General features: G+C 61.9%; 17 protein-coding genes. 13 read left to right on the top strand and 4 right to left on the bottom strand.

Annotation, left to right across the window (positions count from 1 at the left end):
• Positions 1-7: 7 nt before the first annotated feature.
• The 3 genes from AB4N42_RS01780 (at position 8) to AB4N42_RS01790 (ending at position 2870) form a co-directional block, all read left to right on the top strand.
• Positions 8-673 carry a fumarylacetoacetate hydrolase family protein gene (locus AB4N42_RS01780; protein WP_217860963.1) on the top strand — a complete coding sequence of 222 codons (666 nt, stop codon included), beginning with the start codon at positions 8-10 and terminating at the stop codon, positions 671-673.
• A gap of 235 nt (positions 674-908) precedes the next feature.
• Positions 909-1835: an SdiA-regulated domain-containing protein gene (locus tag AB4N42_RS01785; protein WP_407683949.1), complete on the top strand. Its 927-nt coding sequence runs from the start codon at positions 909-911 to the stop codon at positions 1833-1835.
• A gap of 120 nt (positions 1836-1955) precedes the next feature.
• Entirely contained in the window at positions 1956-2870 is a 915-nt protein-coding gene (locus AB4N42_RS01790; protein WP_030140524.1) for an SdiA-regulated domain-containing protein, read from the top strand.
• 147 nt (positions 2871-3017) lie between these two features.
• Here AB4N42_RS01790 and rpiA read toward each other — a convergent pair whose 3' ends face one another.
• Complete coding sequence (gene rpiA / locus AB4N42_RS01795; RefSeq protein WP_030140525.1) at positions 3018-3692, bottom strand: ribose-5-phosphate isomerase RpiA; 675 nt, start codon at positions 3690-3692, stop codon at positions 3018-3020.
• Between the two features lie 348 nt (positions 3693-4040).
• On the opposite strand from rpiA, the gene ilvA reads away from it, so the two are divergent.
• The 4 genes from ilvA to AB4N42_RS01815 are packed head-to-tail and all read left to right on the top strand — an operon-like array spanning position 4041 to position 7743.
• Positions 4041-5555, top strand: coding sequence for a threonine ammonia-lyase, biosynthetic (gene ilvA / locus AB4N42_RS01800; RefSeq protein ID WP_030140526.1), 1515 nt, complete (start codon positions 4041-4043; stop codon positions 5553-5555).
• 38 nt (positions 5556-5593) lie between these two features.
• Entirely contained in the window at positions 5594-6007 is a 414-nt protein-coding gene (locus AB4N42_RS01805; RefSeq protein WP_258648685.1) for a DUF2269 domain-containing protein, read from the top strand.
• A 15-nt stretch (positions 6008-6022) separates the two neighbouring features.
• Positions 6023-7279, top strand: a complete 1257-nt coding sequence (locus AB4N42_RS01810; RefSeq protein ID WP_030140528.1) for an SDR family oxidoreductase — start codon at positions 6023-6025, stop codon at positions 7277-7279.
• Positions 7276-7743 (top strand): DUF2269 family protein, encoded by a 468-nt coding sequence (locus AB4N42_RS01815; protein WP_030140529.1) that lies wholly within the window; start codon positions 7276-7278, stop codon positions 7741-7743. Before AB4N42_RS01810 ends, AB4N42_RS01815 begins: the two co-directional genes overlap by 4 nt.
• Before the next feature lie 40 nt (positions 7744-7783).
• On the opposite strand, the gene AB4N42_RS01820 is transcribed toward AB4N42_RS01815, so the two are convergent.
• Positions 7784-8440: a histidinol-phosphatase gene (locus tag AB4N42_RS01820; protein ID WP_030140530.1), complete on the bottom strand. Its 657-nt coding sequence runs from the start codon at positions 8438-8440 to the stop codon at positions 7784-7786.
• Between the two features lie 143 nt (positions 8441-8583).
• On the opposite strand from AB4N42_RS01820, the gene AB4N42_RS01825 reads away from it, so the two are divergent.
• Both AB4N42_RS01825 and ptsP read left to right on the top strand, forming a co-directional pair.
• A complete protein-coding gene (locus tag AB4N42_RS01825) occupies positions 8584-9063 on the top strand; it encodes an RNA pyrophosphohydrolase (RefSeq protein ID WP_003186867.1) in 480 nt (159 codons plus the stop codon).
• A 22-nt stretch (positions 9064-9085) separates the two neighbouring features.
• On the top strand, positions 9086-11365 hold the full coding sequence (gene ptsP / locus AB4N42_RS01830; protein ID WP_030140531.1) for a phosphoenolpyruvate--protein phosphotransferase: 2280 nt from the start codon (positions 9086-9088) through the stop codon (positions 11363-11365).
• Positions 11366-11491: 126 nt separating this feature from the next.
• On the opposite strand, the gene AB4N42_RS01835 is transcribed toward ptsP, so the two are convergent.
• Positions 11492-12238 carry an NRDE family protein gene (locus tag AB4N42_RS01835; protein ID WP_217860956.1) on the bottom strand — a complete coding sequence of 249 codons (747 nt, stop codon included), beginning with the start codon at positions 12236-12238 and terminating at the stop codon, positions 11492-11494.
• A gap of 265 nt (positions 12239-12503) precedes the next feature.
• On the opposite strand from AB4N42_RS01835, the gene AB4N42_RS01840 reads away from it, so the two are divergent.
• The 3 genes from AB4N42_RS01840 to AB4N42_RS01850 all read left to right on the top strand — a co-directional run bounded on the left by AB4N42_RS01840 (position 12504) and on the right by AB4N42_RS01850 (position 15184).
• Complete coding sequence (locus AB4N42_RS01840; protein ID WP_030140533.1) at positions 12504-13286, top strand: sulfite exporter TauE/SafE family protein; 783 nt, start codon at positions 12504-12506, stop codon at positions 13284-13286.
• A gap of 68 nt (positions 13287-13354) precedes the next feature.
• Positions 13355-14164, top strand: coding sequence for a prolipoprotein diacylglyceryl transferase (lgt, locus tag AB4N42_RS01845; RefSeq protein WP_030140534.1), 810 nt, complete (start codon positions 13355-13357; stop codon positions 14162-14164).
• Positions 14165-14212: 48 nt separating this feature from the next.
• The gene (locus tag AB4N42_RS01850) at positions 14213-15184 is read left to right on the top strand and encodes a thymidylate synthase (RefSeq protein WP_407683947.1); all 972 of its coding nucleotides are present in this window, start codon (positions 14213-14215) and stop codon (positions 15182-15184) included.
• 138 nt (positions 15185-15322) lie between these two features.
• On the opposite strand, the gene cadR is transcribed toward AB4N42_RS01850, so the two are convergent.
• Positions 15323-15769, bottom strand: coding sequence for a Cd(II)/Pb(II)-responsive transcriptional regulator (gene cadR, locus AB4N42_RS01855; RefSeq protein WP_030140536.1), 447 nt, complete (start codon positions 15767-15769; stop codon positions 15323-15325).
• Positions 15770-15856: 87 nt separating this feature from the next.
• Between cadR and AB4N42_RS01860 the strand changes: the two genes are divergently transcribed.
• Complete coding sequence (locus AB4N42_RS01860) at positions 15857-18076, top strand: heavy metal translocating P-type ATPase (protein ID WP_460115780.1); 2220 nt, start codon at positions 15857-15859, stop codon at positions 18074-18076.
• Positions 18077-18152: the final 76 nt, after the last annotated feature.

Below are 18152 nucleotides of genomic sequence, written 5' to 3' on the forward strand. Positions count from 1 at the left end.
TCGGTAAATGAGCTATCAGCACCAGTATGTCGACGGTACGCGCATTCATTTCCCGGTGGGAAAAGTAGTCTGCATCGGGCGTAACTACGCCGAACATGCAAAGGAACTGGATAACCCGGTGCCCACCGAACCCTTGCTGTTCATCAAGCCAGGCAGTTGCGTGGTGCCGCTGGAGGGTGGCTTCAGCATCCCGGCCGACCGCGGCGCGGTGCACTACGAGGCGGAAATCGCAGTGCTGATCGGCAAGCCGTTGTCCACCCGGCCCAGCGCTGAAGAAGTGCTGGACGCCATCTCCGGCTTCGCCCCGGCCTTGGACCTGACCCTGCGGGACAAGCAGGCCGAGCTCAAGGCCAAGGGCTTGCCGTGGGAAGTCGCCAAGTCTTTCGACGGTGCGGCGGTGATCGCCCCGTTTGTTTCGAAGGATACCTTTGCCGACCTGGCGGACATCCCGGTTCGCCTGACCATCAATGGTGAAGTGCGCCAGGACGGCAACAGCAACCTGATGCTCAACCCCATCGTGCCGATGATCCAATACATGGCCGGTTGCTTCTCGCTGCAGGCCGGCGACGTGATTCTCACCGGCACCCCGGCGGGCGTCGGGCCGCTGAATGCAGGGGACGAACTGGTCCTGGAATTGCCAGGGGCAAGCCGCTTCGAGAGCAGCGTTCGCTAACGGCCAACCTGTACCATCACTCCTGTGGGAGCGAGCTTGCTCGCGATAGCGGTCTATCCGACACTTTAATGTTGGCTGACACACCGCTATCGCGAGCAAGCTCGCTCCCACATGGGGATAGGTGAAGGCCTGCTCTACCATTTACCGTTTTTTTCACATGCCATCCGGATAATTCCGGGGACTGCGGCATCTGAGCCTGCCAATCCCTCGTGCGAATTTCTGGAACGCATCCCCGATGGCCAAGACCCAAACCCTGCTCACTTCCGCCCGACGCGCTCGCTTTGGCTTGCCTTGGTATGCCTGGCTGTTGCTGGGAGCCGTCGCTGCCTACGGGCTGGCATTCGCAATGCATTGGGATGACCGAGGCCTGCTTTGGGTATCCGAACGCTTCGAAAGCCCGGCCCAGCGCCAGGAAAGTGTCTGGCTACCGGATTACCGCGCCGTGATCGACGCCAAGCCCCTGCCTGGCATGGAAAAAGACGAAGCCTCGGACGTGACCTACAACCCGCAGACCAAAACGCTGTTTGCGGTCATGGGCAAGAACCCGTTCCTGGCGGAACTGAGCCTGCAGGGCGACGTGCTGCGCAAAATGCCTTTGGTGGGCTGGAGTAATCCCGAAGGCGTGGCCTACATGGAAGACGGCCTGCTGGCCATCACGGATGAGCGAAAGCATACCCTGTCGATCGTGCAGGTCGATGCCCATACGCAAGCGCTGAATCGCAAGGACTTTCCTGAATACGATCTTGGCCCGTCCAAGAATCAGAACAAAGGGTTCGAGGCAGTCGTCTGGGATCCGCGTAACCAGCAACTGGTGCTGGGTGAAGAGCGACCACCCGCCCTGTTCACCTGGAAAAGCGATGGCAGCCAATCGCTCAAGGGCGACAAGCAGATCCATGTGAGCAACGAGCTGGATTTGCGCAACCTCTCGGCCCTGGCGATCGATCCTCGCACCGGCCATATGCTGGTATTGTCCGCCGACTCCCATCTGCTGCTGGAACTGGACGAAAAAGGTGATCAGGTCAGTTTCATGACGCTGCTGGGCGGCTTCAACGGCCTGAATGACACGATCCCGCGCGCCGAAGGTGTCACTGTCGATGAAGCAGGCAATATCTACTTGGTCAGCGAACCCAACCTGTTCTATCGTTTTGAAAAAACACGCTGATCGCGCGAACTCTGTAGGATAAATCGTCCTTCGCTGTAGGGTGTGGCACACAGCCATTAAGCTTCAGTTCAGGCAGTCGTGGTATTTCCAACCACCTGTTCTTATCCGAGCCCACACCACATGCGTCGACTCGCCCGCCCCAAGCCCCTTATTTTTGTGCTCTTGACGTTCGTGCTGGTTCTACTGATCACCGCAGGACAGTACCTGCGCCTGTTCGAGCGCGCCTGGTTCAACATCAATACCCTGTGGCATACCGGTAGCGAGCAGGCCATTGCCTTGGATAAATATCAGACCACGGTGCAAGCCCAGGTCATCGAAGGACTCGACGATGATGTGTCGGCGCTGACGTACGATCCGATCCGCAAGAGCTTGTTCACCGTGACCAATCAGAATGCCGAACTGATCGAGTTGTCGCTGGACGGCAAGGTCCTGCGGCGCATCGCCCTGATCGGCTTCGGCGACCCGGAAGCGGTGGAATTCATCAGTGAGAACATCTACGTCATCACTGATGAACGCCAGCAACGACTGATCAAGATTCATCTGGAAGAAGACACCCGGTTCCTCGACGCGGCCGACGCCGAGCAAATCACGCTTGGCGTACACATGAACGGCAACAAAGGTTTCGAAGGGTTGGCCTATGACTCGATCGGCAAGCGCCTGTTCGTTGCCAAGGAGCGCGACCCGATGCTGATTTATGAAGTACACGGTTTTCCCCACCACAACCCGGAAAAATCCTACGCAGTTCATGTGATCAACAACCCCAAGCGCGACGCCGGATTGTTTGTCCGCGATCTCTCAAGCCTGCAATACGACGAACGCAGCGGCCATTTGCTGGCCCTGTCCGATGAGTCGCGGTTGATCATCGAGCTGGATATCGACGGACGACCGCTGAGTACGCTGTCGTTGAACAAGGGTCGCCATGGACTGGAAAAAACCATACCGCAGGCCGAAGGCCTGGCCATGGACGACGATGGCAACCTGTACGTGGTGAGCGAACCGAATCTGTTCTATGTGTTCAAGAAGCCGCAGCCTTGATGCACCACAAAACCTAATGTGAGAAAACCAATGTGGGAGCGCGCTTGCTCGCGATGGCAGTGTGTCAGCCAACAGCAGTGTGTCGGATAGACTGCCATCGCGAGCAAGCTCGCTCCCACAGGGTTCGGTGCTGAATCAGCCCGGCGTTTACTCAGCCCGCAGGGTCTTCACCCCTTCAGCAGTCCCCAACAACAGCACATCCGCCGGACGGGCAGCGAACAGGCCATTGGTGACCACACCGACGATGGCATTGATCTGGCTTTCCAGTTCCACGGGATTGGTGATCTGCAGGTTGTGCACATCGAGGATGATGTTACCGTTGTCGGTCAACACGCCCTCGCGATACACCGGGTCGCCGCCCAGCTTCACCAACTGGCGCGCCACGTGGCTGCGAGCCATCGGGATGACCTCCACCGGCAGCGGGAACGCGCCGAGCACCGGCACCAGCTTGCTGGCATCGGCGATGCAGATGAACGTCTTGGCGACGGCCGCGACGATTTTCTCACGGGTCAATGCCGCGCCGCCGCCCTTGATCAAGTTCAGGTGCGCATCGCTTTCGTCGGCGCCATCGATGTAGAACTCCAGGTCGCTCACGGTGTTGAGCTCGTACACCGGGATACCGTGGCCCTTGAGGCGTGCGGCGGTGGCTTCGGAGCTGGCGACCGCGCCATCGAACGCACCCTTGTGCTGCGCGAGCGCGTCGATGAAGCAATTGGCGGTAGAGCCGGTGCCCACCCCGACGATGCTCTTGTCATCCAGTTTCGGGAGGATGAGGTCGACAGCGGCCTGGGCCACGGCCTGTTTGAGTTGATCCTGGGTCATGCGGGCTCCGAAGGTGCCGAGAGGGAACGAAAGGCCGGCATTATAGGCGTCGAAAAGGCCCTGGTCATTGCCTGATTGGTACCGATCCCGCCGAGGCCGCAGGAGCTGTGTAGGAGCTGACGAGTGCAACGAGGCTGCGATCTTGTCCCAGACAGTTGAGTCGAGAGCGAAAGATCAAGATCAAGATCAAAAGATCGCAGGCTTCGCCAGCTCCTACAGAGCCCAGCGGGAGCAGGCTCCCTCGCCACGGGGGCTTCTGCGCCCAAAGTGCCTTAATTCGTGTGGTCGCCCGGCCAAAAGCCGGGTTAGACTCCTTGGCCCTGCCCAACCCGCTCAGTGATGCTTCCGATGCTTGAACAGTACGTCAAAAAGATCCTCACCTCGCGCGTTTACGACGTTGCCGTGGAAACCCCGCTGCAGACCGCTCGCCAGCTCTCCGAGCGGCTGGGCAACGAGGTCTGGCTCAAGCGCGAAGACTTGCAACCGGTGTTCTCGTTCAAGATTCGCGGGGCCTACAACAAGCTGACCCAGCTCAGCGACGAAGAGCGCGCCCGCGGCGTGGTCACGGCGTCGGCGGGCAACCATGCCCAGGGCCTGGCGCTGGCCGCCAAGGTGCTGGGGGTGAAAGCCACCATCGTCATGCCCAAGACCACGCCGGAAATCAAGGTCGAAGGCGTGCGCTCCCGTGGCGGCAAAGTGGTGCTGCATGGCGACTCGTTCCCTGAAGCCCTGGCCTATTCGCTAAAGCTGGTGGACGAAAAGGGCTACGTCTACATCCACCCATACGACGATCCTCACACCATTGCCGGGCAGGGCACGGTGGCGATGGAAATCCTGCGCCAGCACCCGGGGCGCCTCGATGCGATTTTCGTCCCGGTGGGCGGTGGCGGGCTGATCGCAGGGATCGCGGCCTATGTGAAATACCTGCGTCCGGAGATCAAGATCATCGGCGTCGAGCCCGACGATTCCAACTGCCTGCAAGCGGCCATGGCCGCTGGCGAGCGCGTGGTCCTGCCCACCGTGGGCCTGTTCGCCGATGGCGTGGCCGTGGCGCAGATCGGCCAGCACACCTTTGATATCTGCAAACACTACGTGGATGAGGTCATCACCGTCAGCACTGACGAGATCTGCGCTGCGATCAAGGATATCTACGACGATACCCGCTCGATTACCGAACCTGCCGGCGCCCTGGGCGTTGCCGGGATCAAGAAATACGTCGAGACGCGCAGCATCAGCGGCCAGACCCTGGTGGCCATCGACTCCGGCGCCAACGTCAACTTCGACCGCCTGCGCCACGTGGCCGAGCGCGCCGAACTGGGTGAAGGCCGCGAAGCGATCATCGCCGTGACCATTCCCGAGAAGCCAGGCAGCTTCAAGGCTTTCTGCGAGGCCATCGGCAAACGCCAGATCACCGAATTCAACTACCGCTACAACACTGGCAGCGAAGCGCACATCTTCGTTGGCGTGCAGACGCACCCGGAAAACGACCCACGCAGCAAGCTGATCGCCAGCCTGACCGAGCAGGGCTTCCCGGTGCTGGACCTGACCGACAACGAACTGGCCAAGCTGCACATTCGCCACATGGTCGGTGGCCACGCGGCTCACGTCATTGACGAAGTGGTCCTGCGTTTCGAATTCCCGGAGCGTCCGGGGGCACTGTTCAACTTCCTCAACAAGCTGGGCGGTCGTTGGAATATCTCGATGTTCCACTACCGCAACCATGGCGCGGCGGATGGCCGTGTCGTCGCCGGGCTGCAAGTACCCCATGATGAACGCCACCTCGTGCCGGCCGCCCTGGAAGAAATCGGTTATCCGTACTGGGATGAGAGCGACAATCCGGCCTATCAGCTGTTTCTTGGTTGAGAGGCTACGCTCAAGGACATCGGCTCAAGGAAAAACCCATGGAAACTCTGCTGACCTTGAAAGTGCTGCACGTCGCAGCCACGGTCGTTCTGCTGGCTTGCGGTGTGAGCCTGGCCGTCCTGGCCTGGCGCAAGCGCAGCGAGGGGCCGACCTGCACGCTGCGGCGCCCATGGCTGTTCGCCTGGGGCGTGATGCTGCTCTGCATGCTGAGCATGCCGTTTACCGGCTGGTGGCTCGTCCATCTGGTGGGCTGGCCGCTGGGCCAAACCTGGCTGCTGGGCTCCAGCGTTATCTATACCGTGGCGGCGCTCAGCGTTTTCTGGCTGTTGGCACGGCTCAATCATCAGCGAACGGCCAGCGGCGGTGGCGGCAAATTCACCTGGGTGCTGGCGATCATCAGTGGGATCGGTTTCCTGTCCATTGCCGCCTTGATGGGCGCCAAGCCGATCTAAGCGACAAGGATCGCCATGAAGATTTTGCTGGTGGGTGGCGGCGGCTTTATCGGCGGCAATCTGCTGCGAGCGCTGCACGGCGCCGGCCATTCGATCATCGCAACAAGCCGCCAGGCACGAGCATCGAGCTGGCCCGGAGTCGAATGGCTGGCGCTGGATCTCGGCTTGCTGGCGAGCGATCCCGGGCATTTTTCGTTCCCCGACGACGTCGACTTGCTGATCAACGCTGCCGGCCTGTTGAGCGTTGATACTCAAGCGCTGAGCCTGGTCCAGGATCACGGCGCCCGAGCGCTGTTCGACCAGGCCGCACGCCGGGGCGTACCGGTCCTGCAGATCTCCGCGCTGGGAGCGAGTGCCCAATCCGACGTGCCCTTTCTGAACAGCAAAGGCATGGCCGACGAATACTTGTCCGGCTTGAACAATGTTTCCGTTGTGCTGCGACCGTCGTTGGTGCTGGGACCGGGCGGCGCAAGCAGCGGTTGGCTGGCAGGACTTTCGCCTTGGCCGGTGATCCCCTTGCTGGATCTGAAAGCCCGTATTCAACCCGTGCACATCGATGACCTGGCCGGCGCAGTCCTCGCCCTCCTGCGGCACTGGCCAACCGAGTCGGTGGTGCTGCCATTGGTGGGGCCAGAGCCGATGACCCTGGCGCAGCTTATCGACCGTTTGCGAGCCGCCCAAGGTTGGCCGCCAGCGCGCTACCTGCGAGCGCCGACCTTGTTGACCGAAGTGGGCAGCCGGATGGGGGATCGGTTCGGCTGGCGCGCCCTGAACCGGCAAAGCGTGGCGCTGGCGCAACGGGACAACCTGGCTGACCCTGCGGTACTCGCTTCAGTCTGCGGCTATCGCGCCGCCCCGGTGCAAACCTGCCTGCATGAATGGCCGACGATCGCCCAAAGCAGCCTTCGGGCTATTCGTCCATTGATGTTCGCCGTACTGGCACTTATCTGGCTGGGAACCGCCGCGGTGTGCCTCGGCCCCGGCTACGACTGGGGCTTGCGCATCCTGGCCGAAGCCGGCGTCTACGGCACCTGGGCGAAGCTTGCGGTGGTCAGCGGCGCGCTGTGCGACGGTGCGCTGGGCGTGGGCATGTTGCTCCAGCGTTGGCGACGCCAGGCATTGCGGCTGCAGTTGGGATTGATGCTCGGCTACACGCTGTGCATCAGCTTTATCCTGCCGCACTATTGGTTCGACCCTTATGCGGCTGTCGCCAAGAACCTGGTGTTGATAGTCGCGACTTTATGGCTGCTTTGGACCGAACCCCGCCAATGAGCATTTACCTGCTACTGAAAACCCTGCACATCCTGTCTTCGACCGTCCTGTTCGGCCTGGGCGCCGGGTCTGCCTACTACGCGCTTCGGGCCTGGCGCAGCGGCAAGCTTGAAGTCATTGCCGTCACCTTCAGGCATCTGGTCTTCGCCGATTGGGCGTTCACCGCCACGACCGCCGTGTTCCAGCCACTGAGCGGCCTGGCCCTGGTGCACATCGCCGGCTGGCCATTGCAGCAGAGCTGGTTGATGTGGAGCATCGGCCTTTATTGCCTGGCGGGCGCCTGTTGGCTGCCGGTGGTCTGGTTGCAGATCCGCGTACACAAAATGGCCGAGCACGCCTTGCGGGACGGCACGCCCATGCCGATCAAAGCCGCCACTTACATGCGCTGGTGGTTTGCGCTGGGCTGGCCAGCGTTCCTGGCATTCATGGCGATTTTCTATTTGATGGTGGCCAAGCCCGCTTGAGGCCAGCCCACCTGACGATCTACGGTGGGCGCCGAAGCACTCAGTCCCGCAGGCTGATCACCGGCCAACCCCGCTTCTCGGCCTCGGCCCGCAGGTTCGGATCCGGATCCACCGCCACCGGATGCGTCACCGCTTCCAATAGCGGCAAGTCATTCATCGAGTCGCTATAGAAGTAGCTGTCCTCCAGCGAATAGCCGGTCTCCTCCAGCCAACGGTTCAGTCGGGTCACCTTGCCTTCGCGGAAACACGGGATATCGGTGCTGCGTCCGCTGTAGCGCCCGTCGATCATTTCGCATTCGGTGGCGATCAGGGTCTCGACCCCCAGGCGTTCAGCAATCGGGGCGGTGACGAAGCGGTTGGTGGCGGTGATGATCACCAGTTTATCGCCAGCGTCGCGGTGCTTTTTCAACAGTTCGATGGCTTGGGGCAACACGATCGGCTCGATGCAGTCGCGCATGTAGTCAAGATGCCACTGCGCCAGTACTTCCATCTCGGTGCGGCCGAGGATTTCCAGGCAGAAGTTCAGGTATTCGGCATTGTCGAGCTTGCCGGCCAGGTAGTCCTGGTAGAACGCGTCGTTGCGCGCCTTGTATGTAACAGCGTCGAGGAACCCGCGCTCACACAGGTAATCGCCCCAGGCGTGGTCGCTGTCGCCGCCCAACAGCGTATTGTCCAAGTCGAATAAAGCCAGCCGCATTGCAGTTACTCGCTGAAAATTCTGAAGAAAGGCGTCCAGAATACGGACTTTTCACAAGAGTGCACATAAGCTAGGGACGCTCGTTGCTGCTTTCACAACCTTTGTGGAACAATGCGGCGACATGCGTTTGCGAGGTTGTTGCCGTGATCGATCCCGATGGTTTCCGTCCCAATGTGGGGATCATTCTTACGAATGATGCTGGGCAGGTGCTATGGGCACGCCGTATCAATCAAGACGCCTGGCAGTTTCCCCAGGGTGGGATCAATCCCCAGGAGACGCCGGAAGAGGCCTTGTACCGCGAATTGAATGAAGAAGTCGGGCTGGAGCGAGAGGATGTTGAGATACTCGCCTGCACCCGAGGCTGGTTGCGCTATCGTTTGCCGCAACGCCTGGTCAGGACGCACAGCCAGCCGCTGTGCATCGGCCAGAAGCAGAAATGGTTTCTCCTGCGCCTGATCTCCAACGAGCAGCGGGTGCGGATGGATTTGACCGGTAAACCGGAGTTCGATGGCTGGCGCTGGGTCAGCTATTGGTATCCGTTGGGCCAGGTGGTGACATTCAAGCGCGAGGTGTATCGACGCGCCCTTAAAGAGCTTGCCCCGCGCCTGCTGACGCGCGACTGACGACGGAGTTCGACCCCGAGCCATGCTCAATACGCTGCGCAAGATCGTCCAGGAAGTTAACTCCGCCAAGGATCTCAAGGCGGCGTTGGGGATTATTGTGTTGCGCGTCAAAGAGGCCATGGGCAGCCAGGTCTGCTCGGTCTACCTGCTTGATCCCGAGACCAACCGTTTCGTGCTGATGGCCACCGAGGGCTTGAACAAGCGCTCCATCGGCAAAGTCAGCATGGCCCCCAATGAAGGCCTGGTCGGTCTGGTCGGCACGCGCGAAGAACCCCTGAACCTCGAAAACGCCGCGGATCACCCGCGCTACCGCTACTTTGCCGAAACGGGCGAAGAGCGCTACGCCTCGTTCCTTGGCGCACCGATCATCCACCACCGCCGCGTCGTCGGCGTGTTGGTCATCCAGCAAAAAGAGCGCCGCCAGTTCGACGAAGGTGAAGAAGCCTTCCTCGTGACCATGAGCGCGCAACTGGCCGGGGTTATCGCCCACGCCGAGGCCACTGGCTCGATCAGCGGCCTGGGTCGACAGGGCAAGGGCATCCAGGAAGCCAAGTTCGTCGGCGTGCCGGGTTCACCGGGCGCGGCGGTGGGCACGGCGGTGGTCATGTTGCCGCCCGCCGACCTCGACGTGGTGCCGGACAAGGCCATCAGCGACATCGACGCCGAGCTGGGGTTGTTCAAGACCGCCATCGAAGGCGTGCGGGCCGACATGCGCGCCTTGTCGGCCAAGCTGGCGACGCAGTTGCGCCCTGAAGAGCGTGCACTGTTCGACGTCTACCTGATGATGCTCGACGATGCCTCCCTGGGCAGCGAAGTCACCACGGTCATCAAGACCGGCCAATGGGCCCAGGGCGCGCTGCGCCAGGTAGTGACCGACCACGTCAACCGTTTCGAATTGATGGACGACGCCTACCTGCGCGAGCGCGCCTCAGACGTCAAGGACCTTGGTCGCCGGCTGCTGGCCTACTTGCAGCAAGAGCGCCAGCAGACCCTGGTCTACCCCGACAACACCATCCTGGTCAGTGAAGAGCTGACCCCGGCCATGCTCGGCGAAGTCCCCGAAGGCAAGCTGGCGGGGCTGGTCTCGGTATTGGGCTCGGGCAACTCCCACGTGGCGATCCTGGCCCGGGCCATGGGCATCCCGACGGTGATGGGCCTGGTGGACCTGCCGTACTCGAAGGTCGACGGCATCCAGATGATCGTCGATGGCTACCATGGCGAGGTCTACACCAACCCCAGCGATGTGCTGCGCAAGCAGTTCGCCGATGTGGTGGAGGAAGAAAAGCAACTGTCCCTGGGCCTCGATGCGCTGCGGGACCTGCCGTGCGTGACCCTCGACGGCCACCGCATGCCGCTGTGGGTCAACACCGGCCTGCTGGCCGACGTGGCCCGGGCGCAGAAGCGTGGCGCCGAAGGCGTAGGCCTTTACCGCACCGAAGTGCCATTCATGATCAACCAGCGCTTCCCCAGCGAAAAGGAACAGCTGGCGATCTACCGCGAGCAACTGGCCGCGTTCCATCCGCAACCGGTCACCATGCGCAGCCTGGACATCGGCGGCGACAAGTCCCTGTCCTATTTCCCGATCAAGGAAGACAACCCCTTCCTTGGCTGGCGCGGCATTCGCGTGACGCTCGACCATCCGGAGATCTTCCTGGTCCAGGCCCGCGCCATGCTCAAGGCCAGCGAAGGCTTGAATAACCTGCGCATCCTGTTGCCGATGATTTCCGGCACCCATGAACTGGAAGAAGCCCTGCACCTGATCCACCGGGCCTGGGGCGAAGTGCGCGATGAAGGCACCGACGTGCCGATGCCGCCAGTCGGGGTGATGATCGAAATTCCGGCAGCGGTGTACCAGACCAAGGAACTGGCGCGGCAGGTGGACTTCCTCTCGGTAGGGTCCAACGACCTGACCCAGTACTTGCTCGCCGTGGACCGCAACAATCCACGGGTGGCCGACCTCTACGATTACCTCCACCCGGCGGTGCTGCAAGCCTTGCAGACCGTGGTGCGCGACGCCCATGCCGAAGGCAAGCCGGTGAGCATCTGCGGCGAAATGGCCGGTGACCCGGCGGCGGCGGTGCTGCTCATGGCGATGGGTTTCGACAGCCTGTCGATGAACGCCACCAACCTGCCGAAAGTGAAATGGATGCTGCGCCAGATCAACCTCAGCAAGGCCCAGGAACTGCTGGCGGAGCTGATGACCATCGACAATCCGCAGGTGATTCATAGTTCCTTGCAGTTGGCGCTGAAGAACCTTGGGCTGGCGCGGATGATCAATCCGGCGTCGAGCAAGACGCTCTAAATCCTGCGGCGAGCATTTGTGGCGAGGGAGCTTGCTCCCGCTGGCGGGCGAAGCCCGCCCAAAAGCTTTGGGGCTACTTCGTAGCCCAGCGGGAGCAAGCTCCCTCGCCACGGGATATCGTCGGCATTAAACGAGCAGCTCCACCTCCCCCAAATGCCCCCCATGGGGCCCGAAACTGCGCTCGACCATCTGCCGCGTCCCATCGGCATGGACGATCAGCGCCGTACTCGCCCGCGTTCCGTAGGCCGGGCTGGCAATAAACACACTCGACAGCAGCATCTCCGTCGCCAACCCCACCCCCGTGTCCGGCAGTTCAGCCACTGGCGCAGGTTGCGGGTCGTTCAACAGCGCCAGCAAGGCCTGGGGCTGCGGATCGTCCAGCACTTCGCTCAATGCCGTTCGAGCCTTGAGCAACTTTGGCCAGGGCGTGTTCAGCCCGGCGTTGGACACGCCGTAGACCCCTTCGGCCAACTGTTGCGGCCGGGTATCGCGGGCGTTGTAGTGCCAAAGCTCCGTACCGTCGCCAAGCAGCAGGTTAAAACCACCGTACTCGCCGGCACGTGGCACCACTTCGCTTAGGTAATCAGTAATCGACAGAGTCCCGGCCAGGAACCGCGCCACCAGCTCGCCGCGGGACTTGAAGGCCGGCAACTGGCCCGGGTCGCGGATGTTTGTCAGGGCCGCAAAGCGACCGTCGTCGCCCACACCAAGCCAGGTGCCGCCAGCCTCCAGGTCACGACCGGCGTGGACATGGGGCGCGTCAGGCCACTGGGCCAGGGGCAAGGTCGGCCGGGCGTAGAACTCGTCGCGGTTGGCCGCCACGATCAGCGGCTGGGCGTGGCCAGGGCGCCAGGCAAATACGATCAGGCACATCAGGTTGTCCTGTTGAGAATGAAGCTGAACAACACTGCTTTTGTGGCGAGGAAGCTTGCTCCCGCTGGGCTACGAAGTAGCCCCAAAACCTTCTTGGGCGGGCTTCGCCCACCAGCGGGAGCAAGCTCCCTCGCCACAAAGGCTATTCGTCGCATCCCCACCACTCTACCCATACATCACTGACGCATCCATCGCCTTCAGTAGAGGCCAAGCCCCTCGATCCGTTACCATGCCGCTCTTATTTGCGATGGTCGAGGCGACGCTGGTGGAATTTTTGCTCTATCTGCTGCTCGGCGCCTGCGCCGGCGTGCTGGCCGGGCTGTTCGGCGTGGGGGGCGGAATGATCATCGTCCCGGTGCTGGTGTTCAGTTTCACCTTGCAGGGTTTCGATCCGCAGGTGTTGACGCACCTGGCCGTCGGTACCTCCCTGGCGTCGATCATCTTCACGTCGGTCAACGCCGTGCGCGAACATCATCGCAAAGGCGCGGTGCGCTGGCTGATCTTCGCCTGGATGACCGTCGGGATCCTGATCGGCGCCGGTTTCGGCGCGCTTACCGCCGAAGCCATTTCCGGCCCGCACCTGCAAAAAATCATCGGTGTGTTCGCCATGCTCGTCGCTGCGCAACTGGCCCTGGACTTCAAGCCCAAGGCCAGCCGCACGGTACCGGGCAAGGTAGGCTTGTCCCTGGCCGGAACGGTGGTCGGCTGGGCCTCGGCGATTTTCGGCATCGGCGGCGGTTCGCTGACCGTGCCATTCCTGACCTGGCGCAGCGTACCAATGCAACAAGCGGTGGCGACTTCCTCGGCCTGCGGGCTGCCGATCGCCCTGGTCAGTGCGCTAAGTTTCATGATTCTGGGGTGGCACGATCCGCTGTTACCGCCCCATAGTCTCGGTTTTGTGTATCTGCCTGCCCTGCTGGGGATCGCCCTGACGAGCATGGTCTTCGCCCGCGTCGGCGCGCGGCTGGCCCATCGCCTGTCACCGCGCTTGCTCAAACGGTTGTTCGCCGCTTTGCTGTTCAGCGTGGGCTTGAGTTTCCTGCTCTGACGCAATCCTGGCTTAATCCCGAGGTGACAGCGTCGCCCGGGTATTTTTGACGTTTACGAGGAATATCAATGCTGCCTTACCCGCAGATCGATCCGGTGGCCCTGGCCATCGGCCCGCTGAAAATCCACTGGTACGGCCTGATGTACCTGATCGGCATCGGCGGTGCCTGGCTGCTGGCGTCGCGCCGGCTCAACCGCTTCGACCCGACCTGGAACAAGGAAAAGCTCTCCGACCTGGTGTTCTGGCTGTCCATGGGCGTGATCGTCGGCGGACGCCTGGGCTATGTGCTGTTCTACGACCTGAGCGCCTACCTGGCCAACCCGACGCTGATTTTCGAAGTCTGGAAGGGCGGCATGTCGTTCCACGGCGGGTTCATCGGCGTGATGCTGGCGGCGTTGTGGTTCGGCAAGCGCAACAACAAGTCGTTTTTCGAACTGATGGACTTCGTCGCGCCGATGGTGCCGATCGGCCTGGGCGCCGGGCGCATCGGCAACTTCATCAATGCCGAATTGTGGGGCAAGCCGACCGACGTGCCGTGGGCGATGATCTTCCCACCCTTCAGCGACCCGGCGCAGTTGCCGCGCCACCCGTCGCAGCTCTATCAATTCGCCCTCGAAGGCGTGGCACTCTTCCTGATTCTCTGGCTGTTCTCGCGCAAGCCGCGGCCAACCATGGCGGTGTCGGGGATGTTCGCCCTGTTCTATGGCATCTTCCGCTTCATCGTCGAATTCGTCCGCGTCCCGGATGCCCAGCTCGGCTATCTGGCGTGGAACTGGCTGACCATGGGCCAGGTGCTGTGCCTGCCGATGATCATCGGTGGCCTCGCGCTGATCTGGCTGGCCTATCGTCGCGCGCCGGCTGCCGCCGCCAAAGTTTAAATTCGAACCCCGGGGCGCTGGCCCCGGGTTCAAGGACACAGGTAACCCATGAAGCAATATCTCGATCTGGTGGCCCACGTCATCAAGAACGGCACCAAGCAAGCCAACCGCACCGGCGTGAACACCATCAGCTTCCCCGGCGCCATGCTGCGCTATGACTTGAAGGAAGGCTTTCCCGCCATCACCACCCGCAAGATGGCCTTCAAATCGGCCATCGGCGAAATGTGCGGTTTCCTGCGTGGCGTGAACAATGCCGCTGAATTTCGCGCCTTGGGCTGCAAGGTCTGGGACCAGAACGCCAACGAAAACGCCCAGTGGCTGGCCAACCCGTTCCGCCAGGGTGAAGACGACCTGGGCGAGATCTACGGCGTGCAGTGGCGCAAATGGCCGGCCTACAAGCAGATCTCCCTGAACAACCAGGCGGCCATCGAGCAGACGCTGGCCCAGGGTTACCGGCAGATCGCCGAGGGCGAAGAAAACGGCCAGGCCTACGTGGTGCTGTACAAGGCCATCGACCAGGTTCGCCAGTGCGTCGACACCATCATCAAGGACCCGGGCAGCCGGCGCATCCTGTTCCACGGCTGGAACTGCGCCCAGCTCGATGAAATGGCCCTGCCGCCGTGCCATCTGCTCTACCAGTTCCACCCGAATGTCGAGACCCGGGAAATTTCCCTGACCCTCTACATCCGCTCCAACGACCTGGGCCTGGGCACGCCGTTCAACCTCACCGAAGGCGCCGCGCTGCTGAGCCTGATCGGCCGCCTGACCGGCTACACGCCGCGCTGGTTCACCTATTTCATCGGCGACGCCCACGTCTACGAAAACCACTTGGACATGCTCAACGAACAGCTCACCCGCGAGCCGTTCCCGATGCCCAAGCTGGTGATTTCCGAGCGAGTGCCGGAGTTTGCCAAGACCGGTGTTTACCAGCCGGAGTGGCTGGAGCAAGTGGAGCCGGGCGATTTCTCCCTCGAAGGCTACCAGCACCACGCGCCGATGACCGCGCCGATGGCGGTCTGAAAGACACCGCCATCCCCCCCTGTGGGAGCGAGCTTGCTCGCGATAGGTCCAGTACATTCAACATCAATGTTGACTGATAGGTTGCTATCGCGAGCAAGCTCGCTCCCACATTAGATCGCCATGTACTTCAAGAGCAGTTCAATGCCCGTGACTCCTGCCCACATGTGAATGCTCCACTTCCGGCGCCACCGCGCCGCTCACTTCCAACCGTTGCAGGATCCCGCATTGATCCAGGTCCGGCCCTTCGCCGCAGCGATGGCGCAGGTCGATCAGTTGCGCCTGCAAGGCCATCAGGCCATCGATGCGCGCCTTGACGTGGTCGATGTGCTCGTCGATCAGGGCGTTGACGCTCTCGCACTGATCCTGGGGACTGTCGCGCAAGGCCAGGAGGCTGCGGATTTCTTCGAGGGTCATGTCCAGGGTGCGGCAGTTGCGGATGAACGTCAGCCGCTCGGCGTGGGCTTGGGTATAAACGCGATAATTACCGTCGCTGCGGGCCGGTTCCGGCAGCAGGCCTTCGCGCTCGTAGTAGCGGATGGTCTCGACCTGGCAGTCGGTGATTTTCGCCAGTTCTCCGATCTTCATGGTGTGGCCTCCGAAAATAGGTGCTTGACCCTATAGTGGCTACAGGGTCTTTACTGCGCAACAGGCACTTTTTACGGACATCATCCGATGAGCGATTCCCTTCACATCCACAAACCCGACCACGGCCACGCCCATGGGCACTCCTGCTGCGCCTCGAAAGCGGCACCGTCGGTGGTCAGCCTCGGCAAAACGCCGACGGACGGTGCGCGGCTGAGCAGTTTTCGCATCGAAGCCATGGACTGCCCCACCGAGCAGACGCTGATCCAGAACAAACTCGGCAAGCTCGAAGGCGTGCAGCAGCTGGAATTCAACCTGATCAACCGCGTGCTGGGCGTGACCCATGATTTGCCCAGCGATGCCCCCATCATCAAGGCCATCAAATCCCTCGGGATGCAGGCGGAGCCACTGGCGGCCGGCCAGGAAAAGCCGACCAATAACTTGCCTGCCCCAGCGAAGCCCTGGTGGCCACTGGCGTTGTCCGGCGTCACGGCACTGGCTGCCGAGGTGATTCACTTCACCAACGCCGCGCCGAACTGGGTGGTCGCGTTGGTTGCATTGGTCTCGATTCTCAGCGGCGGCCTCGGCACGTACAAGAAGGGCTGGATTGCCCTGAAAAACTTCAACCTGAACATCAACGCCTTGATGAGCATCGCGGTGACCGGCGCCGTGCTGATCGGCCAATGGCCGGAGGCGGCGATGGTGATGTTCCTGTTCACCGTGGCCGAACTGATCGAAGCCAAATCCCTCGATCGCGCACGCAACGCCATCAGCGGCCTGATGCAAATGGCGCCGGAACAAGCCACGGTGCAACAGGCCGATGGCACGTGGCAGGTAGAGGACGTGAAGACCATTGCCCTCGGTGCCAGGGTACGGCTTCGTCCTGGCGAACGGGTTGGGCTGGACGGTGACGTGGTCGCCGGGCGCTCGACCATTGACCAGGCGCCCATCACCGGTGAGAGCCTGCCGGTGGAAAAAACCGTGGGCGATAAAGTCTTCGCCGGCACCATCAACCAGGCCGGCGAACTGGAATACACGGTCACCGCCGCTGCCGATCAATCGACCCTGGCGCGAATCATCCACGCTGTGGAACAGGCCCAAGGTTCCAGGGCGCCTACCCAGCGCTTCGTCGATCAATTCTCGAAAGTCTACACCCCGGCGGTGTTTGCCCTGGCCCTGGCCGTGGCGATCATCCCACCGCTGTTCATGGGCGCGAGCTGGTTCGACTGGATCTATCGCGCGCTGGTCCTGCTGGTGGTCGCCTGTCCTTGCGCGCTGGTGATTTCCACCCCGGTGACCATCGTCAGCGGCCTGGCAGCAGCGGCGCGCAAAGGCATATTGGTCAAGGGTGGCGTCTATCTTGAAGGCGGCCACAAGCTCGATTACCTGGCCCTGGACAAGACCGGAACCATCACCCACGGCAAGCCGGTACAGACCGATTACGTGCTGCTGGACCCGACCACGGAAGCCACCGTCCCAGCCTTGGCCGCCAGCCTCGCGGCACGCTCGGACCACCCGGTTTCCCGGGCGATTGCCGAGGCGGCTGTGGATAAACAACTGGCGCAGCATGCTGTGGATAACTTCGCCGCGCTGGCCGGGCGCGGTGTTCGTGGCGACATCGGCGGCCAGACCTATCACTTGGGCAATCACCGCCTCGTGGAAGATCTCGACCTGTGTTCCCCGGAACTGGAAGAGCAACTCTTCGCCCTGGAAAAGCAAGGCAAGTCCGTGGTGCTGCTGCTCGACCGCACAAAGCCCTTGGCGCTGTTTGCCGTCGCCGACACCGTGAAGGATTCCAGCCGCGAAGCCATCCGGCAATTGCACGGACTGGGTATCAAGACATTGATGCTGACGGGCGACAACGCCCACACCGCCGAGGCGATTGCCCGGCAGGTCGGCATCGATCAGGCCCGTGGCGACCTGCTGCCGGAGGACAAGCTGCACGCCATCGAAAATCTGTATGCCCAAGGCCACCGGGTCGGCATGGTCGGCGACGGCATCAACGACGCCCCGGCGCTCGCCCGCTCGGAAATTGGTTTCGCCATGGCGGCGGCCGGCACCGACACGGCCATCGAAACCGCCGACGTTGCCTTGATGGATGACGATCTGCGCAAGATTCCGGCGTTCATCCGGCTGTCGCGGCAGACGTCCAGCATCCTGAAACAGAACATTGCCCTGGCGTTGGTCATCAAGGCGATCTTCCTCGGCGTGACTTTCGCCGGGCTCGCGACCATGTGGATGGCGGTGTTTGCCGACATGGGGGTGAGCTTGCTGGTGGTGTTCAATGGGTTGCGGTTGTTGCGCAAGTAAAAATTGCGCGCTGCCGAGACCAGACACCTAACCTGTGGCGAGGGGATTTATCCCCGCTGGGCTGCGAAGCAGCCCC

This window comes from Pseudomonas sp. H2_D02 (assembly GCF_054677635.1).